Below are 15,533 nucleotides of genomic sequence, written 5' to 3'. Positions count from 1 at the left end.
CCTTATCAAAATCTCGCTTATCGTCAGTCTATTTTAGCATTGCCTGCTTTTAATCCATCTTTTCTCATTTCCGATTTTAATCTCTGAATTTTAAAACCGCATGACCCACGCCAAGCACAGCCGTTCTTACGATTTTCAGCAAAACCGCCAAACTTTTTGGCGCAGTTTGTCTGTGCTGTGGCGTAAATTTGCCCGCCAAAAATCCGCCAAAATTTCTGCGCTATTATTCGCCTTGGTGTGTGTGCTTGCATTGGCAGCGCCCATCATCGCCAATGACAAGCCGATTTTGGTGTATTATCCTGCAAGCCAGCCAGTAAACAACTTTTTACAGCAAACTTCATCACAAACGGCAAACCGCTCTTTTTCTTGGTCTTTCCAGTCAAATTCACCTGCGTCAAACTCATCGCCTTGGTTTTTCCCTGTGTGGCGTGATTATCCAGAGACGGCATTTGGCGGCGTGTTTGAGACGAGCGCGGATTTTTCTGACCCTGCATTGATGGCGCACTTGGCGCAGCACGGCTGGGTTGTCATGCCGCCCATCACTTATGCAGCTGGCACGATTGCACCTGTTCAAGATGGCGTTTTACACCCAAGCGCACCAAGCAAGGCACACTGGCTTGGCACGGACAGCGTGGGGCGAGATGTGCTGGCGCGCGTGCTGTACGGACTGCGCACATCGCTTGGTTTTGCGCTGCTTTTGACGCTGCTTGGTGCGTGCATTGGTGTGGCGTTTGGTACGCTGATGGGCTATGTGGGCGGTGCGGTGGATTTGCTGGGGCAGCGGTTTTTGGAGATTTGGCTTGGCTTGCCGCAGCTGTTTATTTTGGCAATGCTTGCCAGCGTGTTTGCGCCATCTTGGTGGCTGCTGTTTGCTGTCATGTTGGCGTTTTCGTGGGTGAGTTTGGTGCAGGTGGTGCGTGTACAGATGTTGCAATTACGCAATATTGACTATGCGCTTGCCGCACGCAATCTTGGTGTGTCGCATACGCGCATTGCCGTGCGCCATCTGTTGCCGCCTGTGCTGGCGGTGGCGTGTGCGCAGCTGCCTTTTGTGATGGTGGCGAACATTTCGGCATTGGCAGCGTTGGATTTTTTAGGTTTTGGCTTGCCCGCCACATCGGCAAGTTTGGGCGAGCTTTTGGCGCAGGGCAAAAATCATCTGGATTCGCCGCATTTGCTGCTGGTGGGTGTGGCGGTGCTTGGTGGCGTGCTGACGCTGCTGGTGTTTATTGGCGATGGACTGCGGGAGCTGATTGATGAGCGATAAGATAGCCGCTGCGGCAAATTCGCCAATGCAAGTAAATGTAAATCCTGCAAAAAACATTCTACTTCAGGTGCAAAATCTGACCATCACCACGCCAAGCACTGCGTATTCACAAGATACGCCTAGCAAAATTTGCCGTGTGCAAGACGTGTCTTTTACGATTGGCTGTGGCGAGATTGTGGCGTGGGTGGGCGCATCTGGCGTGGGAAAAACGCTTGCCGCTCATGCGTTACTGGGCTTGGCTGATGGTGCAAAAGTGTCAGGTGTGGCAACCTTTCACCTTCATCAAGCCAATCAAGAGCAAAATCAAAATTTAGAAAAAATTGATAATAAAAACACCAATTTTACCGATGGCAATTTAGAAAAACTACACAAAAAATCCTTTAACTTGCCGCTTAATTGCCCAAATGATGACGCATGGCAAGCGGTGCGTGGCACGCTGATTGGCTATATCGCCCAAGAGCCGCACGCCACGCTAAACCCTGTGCATACGGTGCGCACGGCATTTGCTAAGCTGTTCGCACGGCTAAATTTACCCAAAAAACATTACCACGCCAAGGCGATTTCTTTACTTGCACAAGTGGGACTAAACACGCCAGATGAGTATTTGCCACGCCTGCCGCACCAGCTGTCTGGCGGTGAAGCGCAGCGCATTGCCATTGCGCTGACCCTTGCGCTTGACCCTGTGTTAATCATCGCTGATGAGCCGACCAGTAATCTGGACGATGATAAACGTGATGAAATCCTTGAGCTTTTGCAGTCGCTTGCCAAGCAGGGGCGCAGTATTTTGCTGATTACGCACGATGTGGCGGCGGCGAAAATTAGCGATCGTGTGCTGGCGTGGCGTGCGCACCCACAGGGCAGCACCTTGTCTGCGCAGTTGCCAAGCGATACTGGCTTGATGGAATTATCACGCATGGCGCAGGATTTGCCAGCCAATCATCATAACAAGCCGCAAACTACGCCCATGCTGAGCGTGCGAAATTTACGCATTCGCCATCAGCAAGGGTTTTGGCAAAAGGAATGGAAAGACTTTTGGGGAATAGGGCGGCAGAATTGGCAGCGGTATTTTAAGCAACAATGCACGTTATTTGGGCGGTTTTTCCACCAAAATTCTGATGATAAATCGTCAAAAAACGTATTGCAAAGCCAATCACAAAATCAAGCGCAAATCCAGCCGCAAGACAAGCAAGGCATAAGTTTTGAAATCATGCGTGGCGAGATGGTGGGGCTGATGGGTGCGTCTGGTGCAGGCAAAACCAGCCTTGCCAAGGTGATTGCTCGGCTTAGCGGCGCGCAAGTATCTGGTGAAATTTTGGTGGACGGCGTGTCGGTTTTGCCTTTGGCTGGCAAGGCGCTGCGTGCGCATTATCCGAGCGTGCAGTACATTTCGCAAAATGTGGGCGCAAGTTTTAACCCCAGACGCACGATTTTTGAGAGTTTGACTGAAGGTTTGCAGGCAAACAAGCGTGCGATTGACAGGGAGCAAATCAGCGAACTTTTGGCGTTGGTTCAGCTTGATGAAAGTGTGCTACCACGTTTGCCGCACACTTTTTCAGGCGGTGAAAAGCAGCGGCTTGCCATTGTGCGTGCGCTACTCATGCAGCCAAAACTGCTGATTCTTGACGAGCCGACTTCCATGCTGGACACCGACACGACCATCGTTTTGCTAAAGCTGCTTTATCAAATCAACACACGCTTTGGCACGACAATGCTTGTCATCAGCCATGACAAGGCGGTATTGCAGGCGGTGTGCGGGCGTGTGGTGAGATTGAATGATTTTAAGGTGTTTGGTGATTAGTTTGTATTTAGGATTTGCTTGTAAAAGGAATTTGTATTGCAAGATGTTGGGTTGTGCTATCACTAACCTAAGCACTCATACCAGCCTATCATTCCACTGTTTTTATTCTTATCAATTTTTAAAACCACAAAACCTTCCACCAAAAAACAAAACACGCCAAATTTGACGTGTTTTGTGTGGGGTGAAACAAGCTTATGCTGAAGCCATTAGGCTTGCGTTGCCGCCTGCTGCGGTGGTGTTATGGCTGCGGCTCACTTCGTGGTATAGGCGCGCCATATCCAAGCCATTTTCGGCATGAATCACACGGCGGATTGCGCCATCTAAGCCAGCCAGACGCTCTTGTTCTGCGCTTGGCATGGCAGACAGTGCTACGATGATGTCGTTTGCGTCCACGCCTTGCTGTTCTTTGACTTGCAGCACATCATCAAAATGCTCCGCCCAAATCGCCAGCGGATGCTCAGGCGTAACGTGCGCTTGCACACCATTTGCCGCCAGCACCGCCAGTGCGTTTGTCGCCTTGGCAAGATTGCCGCCGTACAGCGTTACCGCTTTTGGTGCGTGCCATGACAAGGTGTTCGCTTCACCTGTCGGGCCTGCTAGGGTGCTGCGTGCGTGGTTTAGCGAGTTTTGGCGTGCAGTGTCAGCGCAGGCTTGCAAATCGCTCAATTCTGCATCCGACAAGCCCATTTCGTTTGCCATATCCAGCACAGCTTTTAAAGACACTTCGTCCACGCGCGCAGGATAATCAAGCACTGGCAAATCCCAAGCGTCAAGCGTGCTTAGACGCTGCAAGTAGAATGGGCCGCCTGCTTTAGGGCCAGTACCGCTCATCGCATGACCGCCAAACGGCTGCACGCCAACCACCGCACCCACGATGTTGCGGTTGATGTAGACGTTGCCTGCTTCAATGCGATCGCAAATGTGGGCAATCGTGCCATCAATGCGGCTGTGAATGCCGTGCGTCAGCGCAAAGCCTTTGCTGTTGATGTTGTCAATCAAATCGTCAAGCTCATGCGCAGCAAAACGCACAACGTGCAGCACAGGGCCGAACACTTCTTTTTTCAGCTGCGACAAATCTTTTAATTCAAACATGATTGGCGCAACAAACGTGCTGCTTGCGGCAGTAGATTTAATCGCCACTTCATGATATGGTGCGATTTGTTTAAGTGCGTTGATGTGATTGTTTAGATTATCTTGGGCTTCTTTGTCAATCACAGGGCCGACATCAGTGGCAAGCAGTGCAGGATTATTCACCACCAGCTCGTCCATCGCACCTTTAATCATCTCAACCATGTGATCTGCCACGTCTTCTTGTACGCACAAAATGCGCAGCGCAGAGCAGCGTTGACCTGCTGAGTCAAAGGCAGAAGCCAGCACGTCTGTACACACTTGCTCGGCAAGGGCGGTAGAGTCCACAATCATGGCGTTCATGCCGCCAGTTTCGGCGATCAGCACAGGATTGTCTTCACGCTTGGCAAGCAAGGTATTGATGCGCTTGGCAACGTCCGTTGAACCTGTGAAAATCACACCATTGATGCGAGTGTCGGCAGTCAAGGCTGCGCCCACATCGCCTGCGCCCAGCACCAGCTGCAGCACGTCAGTCGGTACGCCAGCTTCGTGCAGCCAAGACACCGCAAGGTGCGCAATCAGACTGGTTTGCTCAGCAGGCTTGGCAACGACCGTATTACCAGCCGCCAGCGCAGACACCACTTCGCCCACGAAAATGGCAAGCGGGAAGTTCCAAGGGCTGATTGCCACCACCGTGCCAAGCGGTGCAGATAGGTTTAGGCGCTCGGTTTCATCGGCATAATAACGACAAAAATCCACCGCTTCACGCACTTCAGCAATGGCGTTTGGCAAGGTCTTGCCTGCTTCACGTCCTGCCATCATCATCAGTAGTGCCATGTGTTTTTGTGATTCTAGCGTGTCGGCAAACTTACGCAAAATCGCAGCACGCTGGCTTGGCGTGGTTTGCTGCCAGCTGGTTTGGGCGGCGATGGCAGTGCTGATGGTGTCAGCCACCGCTTCAGGTTTGATGAACGCCACATGACCCACCACATCGCTGTGATCAGCAGGGTTTAGTACGGCGTGCGCAGGTGAGTGCGCTGCTGGATAATGCGTGATGGATTGCACATTAAACTCAATGTGGCTTGCTGCGCTCATGTCTGCTTCTAGTGCCGCCAAAACGTGCTCATTGCTTAGATCAATGCCGCGCGAATTTAGGCGATTATTGGCATAAATATGGCTTGGGTTTGGCGTGAGTGGGTTTGGCGTGATGTTATTGACATCAATGCTGTCAAGCGGCGATACCACCAGCTCATCAATGCTGACGTTTTCGTCCACGATGCGATTGACGAATGATGAGTTCGCACCGTTTTCTAGCAGGCGGCGCACCAAATAGGCAAGCAAAGTTTTGTGCGTGCCAACAGGCGCATAAATGCGCACACGGCGACCTAGGTTTTTCTCGCCAACCACTTGGTCATACAAGGTTTCGCCCATGCCGTGCAAGCACTGAAATTCAAAGTCTTTGTCCTTGCCCATCTCGTAAATGGTAGACAGACTTTGGGCATTGTGCGTGGCAAATTGTGGGAAAATCACGTCTTGGGCTGCCAGTAGTTTTTGCGCGCACGCAAGGTATGACACGTCTGTATGCACTTTACGAGTGTAAACAGGGTAGCCGTCCATGCCGTCCACTTGCGCCCATTTGATTTCGCTGTCCCAGTATGCGCCTTTTACCAAGCGAATCATCAGTTTTTGGTTGTTGCGGCGAGCTAGGTCAATCAGATAATCAATCACATAAGGGCAACGTTTTTGGTAGGCTTGCACCACAAAGCCGATGCCGTGAAAGCCTGCCAAATCAGGGTCTGACACCAAGGCTTCCATCAAATCAAGCGACAGCTCAAGGCGGTTGGCTTCTTCAGCGTCAATGTTTAGACCGATGTTATATTCTTTAGCCAGCATAAATAGTGCTTTTAGGCGTGGCAAAAGCTCGCTCATCACACGCTCGTGTTGCGCGCGGAAATAGCGTGGGTGAATGGCAGAAAGTTTTACTGAAATGCCGTTGCTGTCGTAGACATCACGCGCGCCAGAGTCTTTACCGATGGCATGAATGGCGGTAACGTAATCTTGATAATAGCGGTCAGCGTCCGCTGCGGTCATGGCAGCTTCGCCCAGCATATCAAAGCTAAAACGATAGCCAAGTTTTTCACGGTCTTTGCCGTTAGACAGGGCTTCACCGATGGTTTGTCCTGTTACAAATTGCTTGCCCAGCATTTTCATGGCGTAGTTTACGCCGCCACGAATGAAAGGCTCACCGCCTTTTTGAATCACGCGGGTCAAGGCTGCGCCAAGGGTTTTTTCGTCCGTTTTGGCAGACAGCTTACCAGTCAATACCAAGCCCCAAGCGGCAGCGTTCACAAACATAGATGGGCTGTTGCCAACGTGGCTTTTCCAGTCGCCGCCAGCCATTTTGTCTTTGATGAGCTTGTCGCGCGTGGCGTTATCAGGAATGCGCAAAAGTGCTTCGGCAAGACACATCAAAGCGATGCCTTCTTCGCTAGACAATGAAAATTCGTGCATCAAGGCATCAACGCCTGATGATTTGCTGCGATCGGCACGCACCGCGCCAATGAGTTTGCGCGCCAAATCATCAATGCGGTTTTTGCTTTCTTGGCTAAAATCTAGGGTGGCTGCTAGGTTTTTTACCGCAAGCGTTTCGTCAAGGCGATAAGCGGCAGTGATGGCATCACGCAAAGGCGATTGAGTGTGTGAAAAAGCGAACATGGTATTCCTTATTGTAAGCAACTTATTTGCAATAAATAAAAGTTTGGAATAATTGTTGGTTGAAAAATTAAGGTGTTTTTTGTTTTGCCCTAAAACTTAAAAAACGGCACGCTTTGCGAAGTAGGCTTTGATGGGCTAAATTTGCCTTTAAGCTACACTAAGCATACGTTTTTTAAGAAAACACGACATTATAACACCATCTGGTTACAAAACCAATGCTTTGGGCGTGTTTTGTATGGCGACTTGTGTTATGGTGCTGTCAAATACGTTTATGCGATGGCAAATTACCTGAATGCAAGCTGGGCTGTCCGTTTATATAAAAGCGATACGACAAGGGAGCTTGCCATATCGCTTGGTGTTTTACATTTAGCAAAGACTCAGCTTAGCTGCGAACCAGTGTACTTTTGCCAAATAAAGATTCCACCATATCCACCGCCATCACAGCGGTGCGATTGCGTTCGTCCAAGGCAGGGTTTAGCTCCACGATGTCCAAAGACGCCATGCGGCAAGTGTCGGCAATCATCTCCATGCACAAATGCGCTTCACGGTAGGTTGGGCCGCCAAGCACGGTGGTGCCAACCGCAGGCGCAATGGACGGATCTAGAAAATCCACATCAAAGCTGACGTGTAAATGCGTGTCATCGTCTAAGCCCTGCAGGGCTTTTTGCATGGTGTGCTTCATGCCATTTTCGTCAATATAGCGCATGTCGTAGATTTCCACGCCTTGCTCATAGACGAACACTTTTTCTTCTTCGTCCACGCTGCGAATGCCGATTTGGCAAACTTGATCTGGCGTGATGGCAGGAAAATGACCGCTCATGTGAATCATGGTTTCATCACCAAAACCGCACAAAGACGCCACTGGCATACCGTGTACATTGCCTGATGGTGTCATGGCGGCGGTGTTAAAATCGGTGTGTGCGTCCAGCCATAAGATGCGCAGTTTTTTGCCAGTTTCTCGGCAAAATCTTGCCACAGCAGAAATTGAACCTAACGCCAAAGAGTGATCGCCGCCCATCATGATGGGCATACGTCCGTCTTTTAGTTCTTGGTAGACGGCGTCATGCGTGGCTTGGTTCCAAGCGATGTTTTCTGGCAAATGTCGATAGCCATTGACAGGCGGCTGCCACGGATTGACAGGACCAGACAGATTGCCGCAGTCTTTTACGTCAAGTCCACGCTTGGCAAGATGCTCGGCAATGCCTGCCACACGCAGGGCTTCAGGCCCCATGCTTGCACCGCGCGCGCCTGCGCCCACGTCCGTTGGTACGCCAATCAAGGAAACTTTGCGATTGATGTTCATAATGCGTCCTTTTGTTTTTAATCAATGTGTTTGCCAAATGAGTTTAAGTTTATAACAAAACCTTTGGTTTACAGCCTTGCCACCATCAAAAATAGCCTTGTAAGAACAAGACTATTTTTGGTTTGGCGTGATGATTATGCCGCCAGCACTTGACGGATTTTCACCAAGGCTTCATCCAGCTCTTCTTTGGTGATGATGAGCGGCGGTGCAAAGCGAATCACGGTGTCGTGCGTTTCTTTGCACAATAGACCCAGCTCTTTAAGTTGCTCGCAATATGGGCGTGCTTCGGTGTTCAGTTCCACACCAATAAACAGACCACGACCACGCACGTCTTTGATGATTGGATTTTCAATCTTTTTAAGCTCGTTTAAGAAATACTTGCCAAGTGTGGCTGAATTTTCGCACAGTTTTTCGTCAATCAGCACATCAAGCGCAGCGATGGATACCGCACACGCCAGTGGGTTGCCGCCAAAGGTTGAGCCGTGTGAGCCGGGATTGAACACGCCTAAGATGTCTTCGTTTGCCACTACGCAAGAGATTGGGAAAACGCCGCCGCCTAGGGCTTTGCCTAGGATATACATATCAGGCACCACACCTTCATGCTCGCAGGCGAACATTTTGCCAGTGCGCCCAAGACCTGCTTGGATTTCGTCAGCAATGAACAGTACGTTGCTGTCTTTACACACATCAAAAGCCGCTTTCATAAAGCCTTGCGGTGGAATGTTAATGCCTGCTTCGCCTTGAATTGGCTCAATGATGAAAGCCACGGTGTTTGGTGTGATGGCGTCTTTTAGGGCTTGCAAATCCCCATAAGGCACAAGTTTAATGCCGCCAAGCATTGGGCCAAAGCCGCGCTTGTAGTCGTCATCGCTTGACAGTGATAATGCGCCCATGGTGCGGCCGTGGAAGTTACCTAAGCAAGCGATGATTTCTGCCTTGCCGTCTTCCACGCCTTTTACGTCATAGCCCCAGCGTCGTGCGGTTTTGATGGCGGTTTCTACCGCTTCTGCGCCTGTATTCATTGGCAGGGCGTGGGTTTTGCCAGACAGTTGGCAGATTTTTTCGTACCAGCCGCCCAGTTGGTCGTTATAAAACGCACGAGACGTCAGCGTGGCACGTTCGGCTTGCGCTTTTAGGGCGTTGATGATTTTTTCGTGGCAATGACCTTGGTTCACCGCTGAGTAGGCAGACAGCATATCCATGTAGCGATTGCCTTCTGGGTCTTCTACCCAAATGCCTTTGGCCTTGCTAATGACGATAGGCAGGGGCAGGTAGTTTTTTGCGCCGTATTTTTCGGTTTGGGCGATCAGTTGTTGTGATGTAGTCATGGTTCACTCCTTAAACAGTGGTAGGTTGAGATTTTTTGGCATAAGTGATTTTAAATCCAAGTAATGCCATGATGATTGCCAAAATTGGCGTTGTCCAGTTTAAAATCGCATAAGGCGCAAATTCAAATGGATTGACTTGCAGCATTGAAAAAGCAAATACGCCACAAGTATTCCAAGGAATCAGCACCGATGTCATCGTACCACCATCTTCTAGCGCACGAGACAGATTTTTGGTGTGCAGCTCTTTTTCTTCATACGCCTTGACGTACATACGCCCCGGCAGCAGGATAGAAATGTACTGCTCTGATGTGGTTAGATTGGTTAAAAATGCCGAGCCGATGGTCGCCACAATCAGGCTTTTTGCGGTTTTGGCGACTTTTAAAATTTGCTCCACCACCGAGCGCAGCATACCTGTTTGCTCAATGATACCGCCAAAACTCATGGCAACAATCGTCAATGAAATGGTGTACATCATGGATTCAATGCCGCCGCGGTTAAACAGCGTATCAATCATTTCATGTCCGCTTTCAATGCTGTAGCCGTCATGTAGAGTGTTTACCGCCGTTGCCATATCGCCGCCTTGTACAAAGACGTGGCACAAAAAACCAAGTGCGATACCTGCGGTCAGTGCAGGCAGGGCAGGCACTTTTTTGACAACCAAGATAATCACCGCCAAAGGCACAAGCAAAAGCCAAGGTGAGATGACGAAGTTTTTATCAATAGATGTTAAAATTTCTTCAATTTTACTCAAATCGCTGCCTTGTGCGCCAAATTGCTGACCGATGACAAAGTACGCCACCATGGCAATGATAAAGGCAGGCAGGGTGGTTGCCAGCATATTTTTGATATGCTCAAATAAGTCGGTGTTGGTGATACCAGCGGCTAGGTTTGTGGTGTCAGACAGTGGCGAGAGTTTGTCGCCAAAATACGCACCAGACACCACCGCGCCAGCAATCATGGCAGGCGGAATGTCAAGGCTAAGACCAATGCCCATGCCTGCCACGCCAAGCGTACCCATAGTAGACCACGAGCTGCCGATGGCAACTGTAACAATGGCACAAATCAAGCAAATGGTGATGAGAAATAAAGAAGGGGAAATGATTTGCAGTCCATAATAAATCATGGTGGCAATCACGCCGCCGCCAATCCACGAGCCAATCGTCAGACCAATCATGATGATAACACGATGGCAGGCAGCGCCATGCGAATCCCTGTGTACACGCCGTTTTCAATGGCGCTCCACGAATAGCCATGCAGCATGGCAATCACGCCAGCCACCACCGCGCCGATGATGAGCGGAACGTGTGGCGATGCTTCAAAGCCGATGATTGCGATTGCCATGGCGATAATCATCACCAGCATTGGCAAAAAAGAGTAGAAAAATGGAATGTGAATTTTTACTTTTTTAAGATTTTTTCCATCATTTAATCGCTGCTCATATGTATTCATAAGTCCTCCAAAATGCAGCAAATTCCTATTTGTGCGTTTCCAGTTGCACCTTTGGCTATCCAGCCTGTTTTATCATTTTAACGCCAGTGATTTTGACGCTGGCTGTTTTTAAATTCGTCCTAATTTTTGGATTGATTTGGCGTATTGATTGATGTTTCGCTTGCCAAATCTTTGTTTTTAAATGGATAAATGCTGAAAAATAGCAGCTGCGCCACAAAAACAGCAAATATCTTACAATAAGAAAAATTGTATAGTCAAGGCAATTTACGACAGATATAGAAAATTTTTATAAAGTTTCTTAATTACAAATTTTTAGTTATGAATTAGCAAACGATAAGTTATGTGTGAGTTGGTGATAAATTGCACTTGAAAAATGCGTCTGCGCCAATCTTATTAAATGCCATAAAAAAACACGCCAAATTGACGTGTTTTAGCTAAATCAACGTGTTTTCAATGCGTAAAATCAAACGCTACACCGCCCAAGATTTCCTAACCCAAGCCAGCGCATAGCCAATCAGTGCGCCAACGATGGCAAAAGGCAGCCATTCCATAGACGCACTTTTTAGTGGCAGCTCGGCAATCCATGCCATGCCAAGTTTTTCGCCCACAGTAGAAATGATGGAAATTACCACGACAAGCGCAATCATCGCACGCTGCGCCAGCAAAGGCATTCGCCACAGTTTTGCGCCCATCAAGGCAATCAGCACAGTAATGGCGATGGGGTATAAAATCAGCAGCACAGGCACGGACGTGGTGATGACAGCGTCCAAGCCACGGTTCGCCAAAATAAAGCTGATTAGTGCAAAGATGTACACATAAGTACGGTAAGAAAAACGTGTGAAAACTTGGCTAAAATACTGACTGATGGCGGTAATCAAGCCCACCGCAGAAGTCAGACACGCCAGCAAAACAATGATTGCCAGCACGCTTTGCCCAGCTGTGCCAAAGATTTTTTCGGTGGCGATGTGTAAAATGAACGTACCGACATTTTGTCCTTTGGCTTCGGCAAGTAAGGCGGTATCAGCAGGCATTTTATTGCCAATCCAGCCGATTGCCGCATACACAAACACAAGCAAAATCGCTGCAATAAGGCCAGCTTGCGTGGTTTGGCGAGTGAGTGCTTTGCCTGATACGCCTTGGGATTTGATGGCGGAAATGACAATCACCGAAAACGCCATCGCTGCTAGAATATCCAGCGTAAAATAGCCTTCCACCACGCCTTTGGCAAACGGTGCGCTGTGCTGCATGACGGCAGGCGTAACCCCAGCAAAGTGTGGCACAGCAAGCACCACCAAGCCAAAAATAAACAGCAGTAAGACAGGCGTCAGGATTGAGCCAACCCTGTCCACCATTTTTGATGGGTTGAGCGACAGCCAAGTGGCGGCGATAAAATACAGTGCCGTAAAACCAAAGGACATCAAGGTGCTTGGCGCGCTCAATAAAGGCGTAATCGCCATATCATAAGCGGTGGCTGCGGTGCGTGGAATGCCAAATCCCGGCCCAAGCGCCAAATACACCGCCACCAAAAACACAAGTGAAAACGCAGGGCTGATGTGGTCTAGTGCCTGCTTATAACCGCCAGTAAACAGCGAGCTGATCACGATGGTTGCCAGTGGCAAACCCACGCCAGTCAAGATAAATCCTGTGATGGCAGGCAGAAAATCACTGCCCATTTCAAGCCCAAGTTTGGGCGGAAAAATCAAATTGCCAGCCCCAAAAAAGATGGCAAACAGCATAAAGCCGATGATGAAGGTGTTTTTATTCACGAAAGTTACTGCTTTATAAGGTTAAAAAACTATAAGAATGCTAAAAAGATTGCAAGAAAGGAATTTTAAAATTAGCTGTCTTTATTTTAAAAGTGTGCAGTCTTTGCTTTGTCAGTGTAAATTTCACTGCGCATTGTGGTGCATTTGCCGCTTTTTAAGTGCGGACGCAAGTTATTTTTTGTCTTTTTTGGGCTTGACGGGTTTATTGGGATTGTCATCTTCGGTGATGATGTCGGCATTGGGGTCGCCAAAACTTAAAATCTCACCAAAATTTGGCTGCGCCTTTAAAATCAGCTGTTCGTGCATGGTAACGCCTGTGTTGATTTGCACTTTGCGGATATTTTTCATGACGATTTTGGCTTTTTTAAGCCAGCGCCCAATCTCAAGATAAATCACATCGCCTTTATGCTCGGTGAACGGCACGCCCTTGATGGGAATGCTGCTAAGAATGAATGGCAGAGGGTCTTTTTTTAGTAAGGTGCGGTAGCTTTTGACGGCAAAACGTGCCAGCGGCGCCTGCCAAAACTTGCGTGAATGCAGCTCAATGATGTCAGTGTCGGAAATTTGGCGCAAAACCAGCCTTTGTCTGTGGCGGTCAAGTTGTAATTGCACCAGCTCAAAATTACTGGCAACGGTGGCAAAAATACCTTTAAAATTCACCGTGGCGATAAGGCGTAGCCAGCCATCGTGCAGTTCTAGTTTTAAATCCAGCACCATATCCACGTTTTTGGTAACGTATTGATACAGCAAATCGTTTAGTTGTTCTTGACTGACTGTAACAAAAAATTCATCAATAAAACTGTCGGCAGCACTGGCGTAGCTGTGCTTGACACTGCCAAGCGTTTGCTGCCAGCTTAAAAACAAATCTTCTACAAAGGTCTCACGATTAAAACCGCTGACATCAATAAACTGCTGTAAGAAATTCAGACCGAGCGTGGGGCGTGCCTGTGCGGTGTCGTTTGGCGTGTGCGAATGGGCAAAATGTTGCGAATGTGGCATGGTGGCTTGTGATTTGTTCAACTAAAATTTGCCCATTGTAGCAAATTTGCCCATCGCTTGTCTAATCGCTTGGCGGCTGCGTCTTGGTTGGCTTGTTGCGCTGATTTTGTGTTAAAACCAGTTTGCTAGCTAAGTTTATAAATTTAGGCTTATAAACTAGATAATAAATCCAGCTTACAACCCCAAAAAATCCACCACAAATTCGCTGTTCGGACGTGCCAAAATCTCATTAGGCGTACCGATTTGTTCCACCTTGCCGTGATTCATCACCACGATGGTGTCCGACACCGCCGCCGCTTCTTCTTGGTCGTGCGTTACCATGATGGCGGTGATACCAATGCTTTTTTGGATTTCTTTTAAAGACGTGCGCAGCTCTTTGCGAACCTTGGCGTCCAGTGCGCCAAAAGGCTCGTCCAATAGTAAAAGTTTGGGCGATGTTGCCAAGGCTCTTGCCAGTGCAATGCGCTGACGTTGTCCGCCAGAAAGCTCGTGCGGATAGCGATTTTTGGTGTGCGGTAATTGCACAAGCTGTAAAAGCTCGTCCACTTTTTTGTCAATCTCGGCTTTGCTTGGTGAATTTTTAAGCAAGTTTAAGCCAAAAGCGATGTTTTGTGCCACCGTTTTATGGCGAAATAGGGCGTAATTTTGAAACACAAAACCAATGCCGCGTTTTTGTACTGGCGTGTCGGTTACGTCTGTTTCGTCAAAAAATATGCGTCCGCTGTCGGCAAATTCCAAGCCTGCAATGATGCGCAAAAGCGTGGTTTTGCCGCAGCCAGATGGGCCTAATAAAGTGGTCAGCTCGCCTGTGTTGACGGTGAAATTGATGTCGTTTAAGGCGGTAAAATCGCCAAATTTTTTATGAATGTTGTTAATATGAATGCTCACGGTGCGTCCTGTTTGAATTATTTAACTTATTGATAATACTGATATTTTAGCGTTTTTTATTGAGTAAGTTTTGTACAAGTAATGTCAAAATCGCAAGCAGCGCCAAAAGACTTGACAGCGCAAATGCGGTGGTGAAGGCGTATTCGTTATAAGCGATTTCAATCATCAAAGGCATGGTGTTGGTCTCGCCACGAATGTGTCCGCTCACCACCGACACCGCACCAAATTCGCCCATCGCGCGTGCATTGGTGAGAATCACGCCGTACAGCAGCGCCCATTTGATGTTTGGCAAAGTAACGTGCCAAAACATTTGCCAGCCACTTGCGCCCAAGGTCAAAGCCGCTTCTTCTTCGCTGTCGCCTTGAGATTGCATGAGCGGAATGATTTCACGCGCGATGAATGGAAAAGTTACAAATAAAGTCGCCAGCACAATGCCAGCGGTGGCAAAAATGATTTGAATGCCGTGCGCTTCTAGCCAGCCGCCAAGCAGCGTATTTGCGCCAAATAAAAGCACAAACATCAAACCTGCCACCACAGGTGATACCGCAAAAGGTAAATCCAAGAGCGTGGTGATGATAAATTTGCCTTTGAATTTATGGCGTGTAATCAGATACGCCAACGCCATGCCAATGATGGTGTTAATCGGTAAAACAATGGCGGTGGTGAGCAAGGTGAGCTTGATGGCGTGCAACGCGTCAGGGTCGGTGAGTGCTGATACATACGCTGCCACGCCGTCTTTGAGTGCTTCATAAAACACCACGCCCAAAGGCACGACCAGCATGACAAGCATAAACAGCACCGCAAGCGTGATGGCAAGCCATTTTAGCCAAGTGCTGTCTTTGGTGGCTGGGTGCTTTTGATATGCGTAAGTGTTTGAAGTTGCCATGGTTTTTATGATTTTAAGTGGTTTGGGGTGAGTTTATCAATGCTTGAAAGTTTGTCTGATTGTTTG

General features: G+C 48.7%; 11 protein-coding genes. 2 read left to right on the top strand and 9 right to left on the bottom strand.

The window, feature by feature from the left end; all coding sequences use genetic code 11:
* The first annotated feature begins 100 nt into the window (after positions 1 to 100).
* Both B0181_RS05510 and B0181_RS05505 read left to right on the top strand, forming a co-directional pair.
* Positions 101 to 1,267, top strand: coding sequence for an ABC transporter permease subunit (locus B0181_RS05510; protein ID WP_078276505.1), 1,167 nt, complete (start codon positions 101 to 103; stop codon positions 1,265 to 1,267).
* The gene (locus B0181_RS05505; RefSeq protein ID WP_078276504.1) at positions 1,257 to 3,065 is read left to right on the top strand and encodes an ABC transporter ATP-binding protein; all 1,809 of its coding nucleotides are present in this window, start codon (positions 1,257 to 1,259) and stop codon (positions 3,063 to 3,065) included. Before B0181_RS05510 ends, B0181_RS05505 begins: the two co-directional genes overlap by 11 nt.
* A gap of 192 nt (positions 3,066 to 3,257) precedes the next feature.
* Here B0181_RS05505 and putA read toward each other — a convergent pair whose 3' ends face one another.
* From putA to cysW, 9 genes are all read right to left on the bottom strand, one after another.
* Positions 3,258 to 6,848: a bifunctional proline dehydrogenase/L-glutamate gamma-semialdehyde dehydrogenase PutA gene (putA, locus tag B0181_RS05500; protein ID WP_078276503.1), complete on the bottom strand. Its 3,591-nt coding sequence runs from the start codon at positions 6,846 to 6,848 to the stop codon at positions 3,258 to 3,260.
* A gap of 382 nt (positions 6,849 to 7,230) precedes the next feature.
* Positions 7,231 to 8,151 carry an arginase gene (gene rocF / locus B0181_RS05495; RefSeq protein ID WP_078276502.1) on the bottom strand — a complete coding sequence of 307 codons (921 nt, stop codon included), beginning with the start codon at positions 8,149 to 8,151 and terminating at the stop codon, positions 7,231 to 7,233.
* A gap of 134 nt (positions 8,152 to 8,285) precedes the next feature.
* Entirely contained in the window at positions 8,286 to 9,479 is a 1,194-nt protein-coding gene (locus B0181_RS05490) for an ornithine--oxo-acid transaminase (protein WP_078276501.1), read from the bottom strand.
* A gap of 10 nt (positions 9,480 to 9,489) precedes the next feature.
* The gene (gene nhaC, locus B0181_RS05485) at positions 9,490 to 10,653 is read right to left on the bottom strand and encodes a Na+/H+ antiporter NhaC (protein ID WP_207384384.1); all 1,164 of its coding nucleotides are present in this window, start codon (positions 10,651 to 10,653) and stop codon (positions 9,490 to 9,492) included.
* Positions 10,650 to 10,928 (bottom strand): hypothetical protein, encoded by a 279-nt coding sequence (locus B0181_RS12255; protein WP_207384385.1) that lies wholly within the window; start codon positions 10,926 to 10,928, stop codon positions 10,650 to 10,652. Before B0181_RS12255 ends, nhaC begins: the two co-directional genes overlap by 4 nt.
* 470 nt (positions 10,929 to 11,398) lie before the next feature.
* Entirely contained in the window at positions 11,399 to 12,694 is a 1,296-nt protein-coding gene (gene brnQ, locus B0181_RS05480; protein WP_078276500.1) for a branched-chain amino acid transport system II carrier protein, read from the bottom strand.
* Between the two features lie 171 nt (positions 12,695 to 12,865).
* Positions 12,866 to 13,693 carry a hypothetical protein gene (locus B0181_RS05475; protein WP_133141466.1) on the bottom strand — a complete coding sequence of 276 codons (828 nt, stop codon included), beginning with the start codon at positions 13,691 to 13,693 and terminating at the stop codon, positions 12,866 to 12,868.
* Positions 13,694 to 13,867: 174 nt separating this feature from the next.
* Positions 13,868 to 14,581, bottom strand: coding sequence for a sulfate/molybdate ABC transporter ATP-binding protein (locus B0181_RS05470; protein WP_078276498.1), 714 nt, complete (start codon positions 14,579 to 14,581; stop codon positions 13,868 to 13,870).
* 46 nt (positions 14,582 to 14,627) lie between these two features.
* The gene (cysW, locus tag B0181_RS05465; protein ID WP_078276497.1) at positions 14,628 to 15,467 is read right to left on the bottom strand and encodes a sulfate ABC transporter permease subunit CysW; all 840 of its coding nucleotides are present in this window, start codon (positions 15,465 to 15,467) and stop codon (positions 14,628 to 14,630) included.
* Positions 15,468 to 15,533 lie beyond the last annotated feature (66 nt).

The organism is Moraxella caviae (assembly GCF_002014985.1).
Lineage (GTDB): Bacteria > Pseudomonadota > Gammaproteobacteria > Pseudomonadales > Moraxellaceae > Moraxella > Moraxella caviae.
This window is presented reverse-complemented; position numbering and strand designations above follow the sequence as displayed.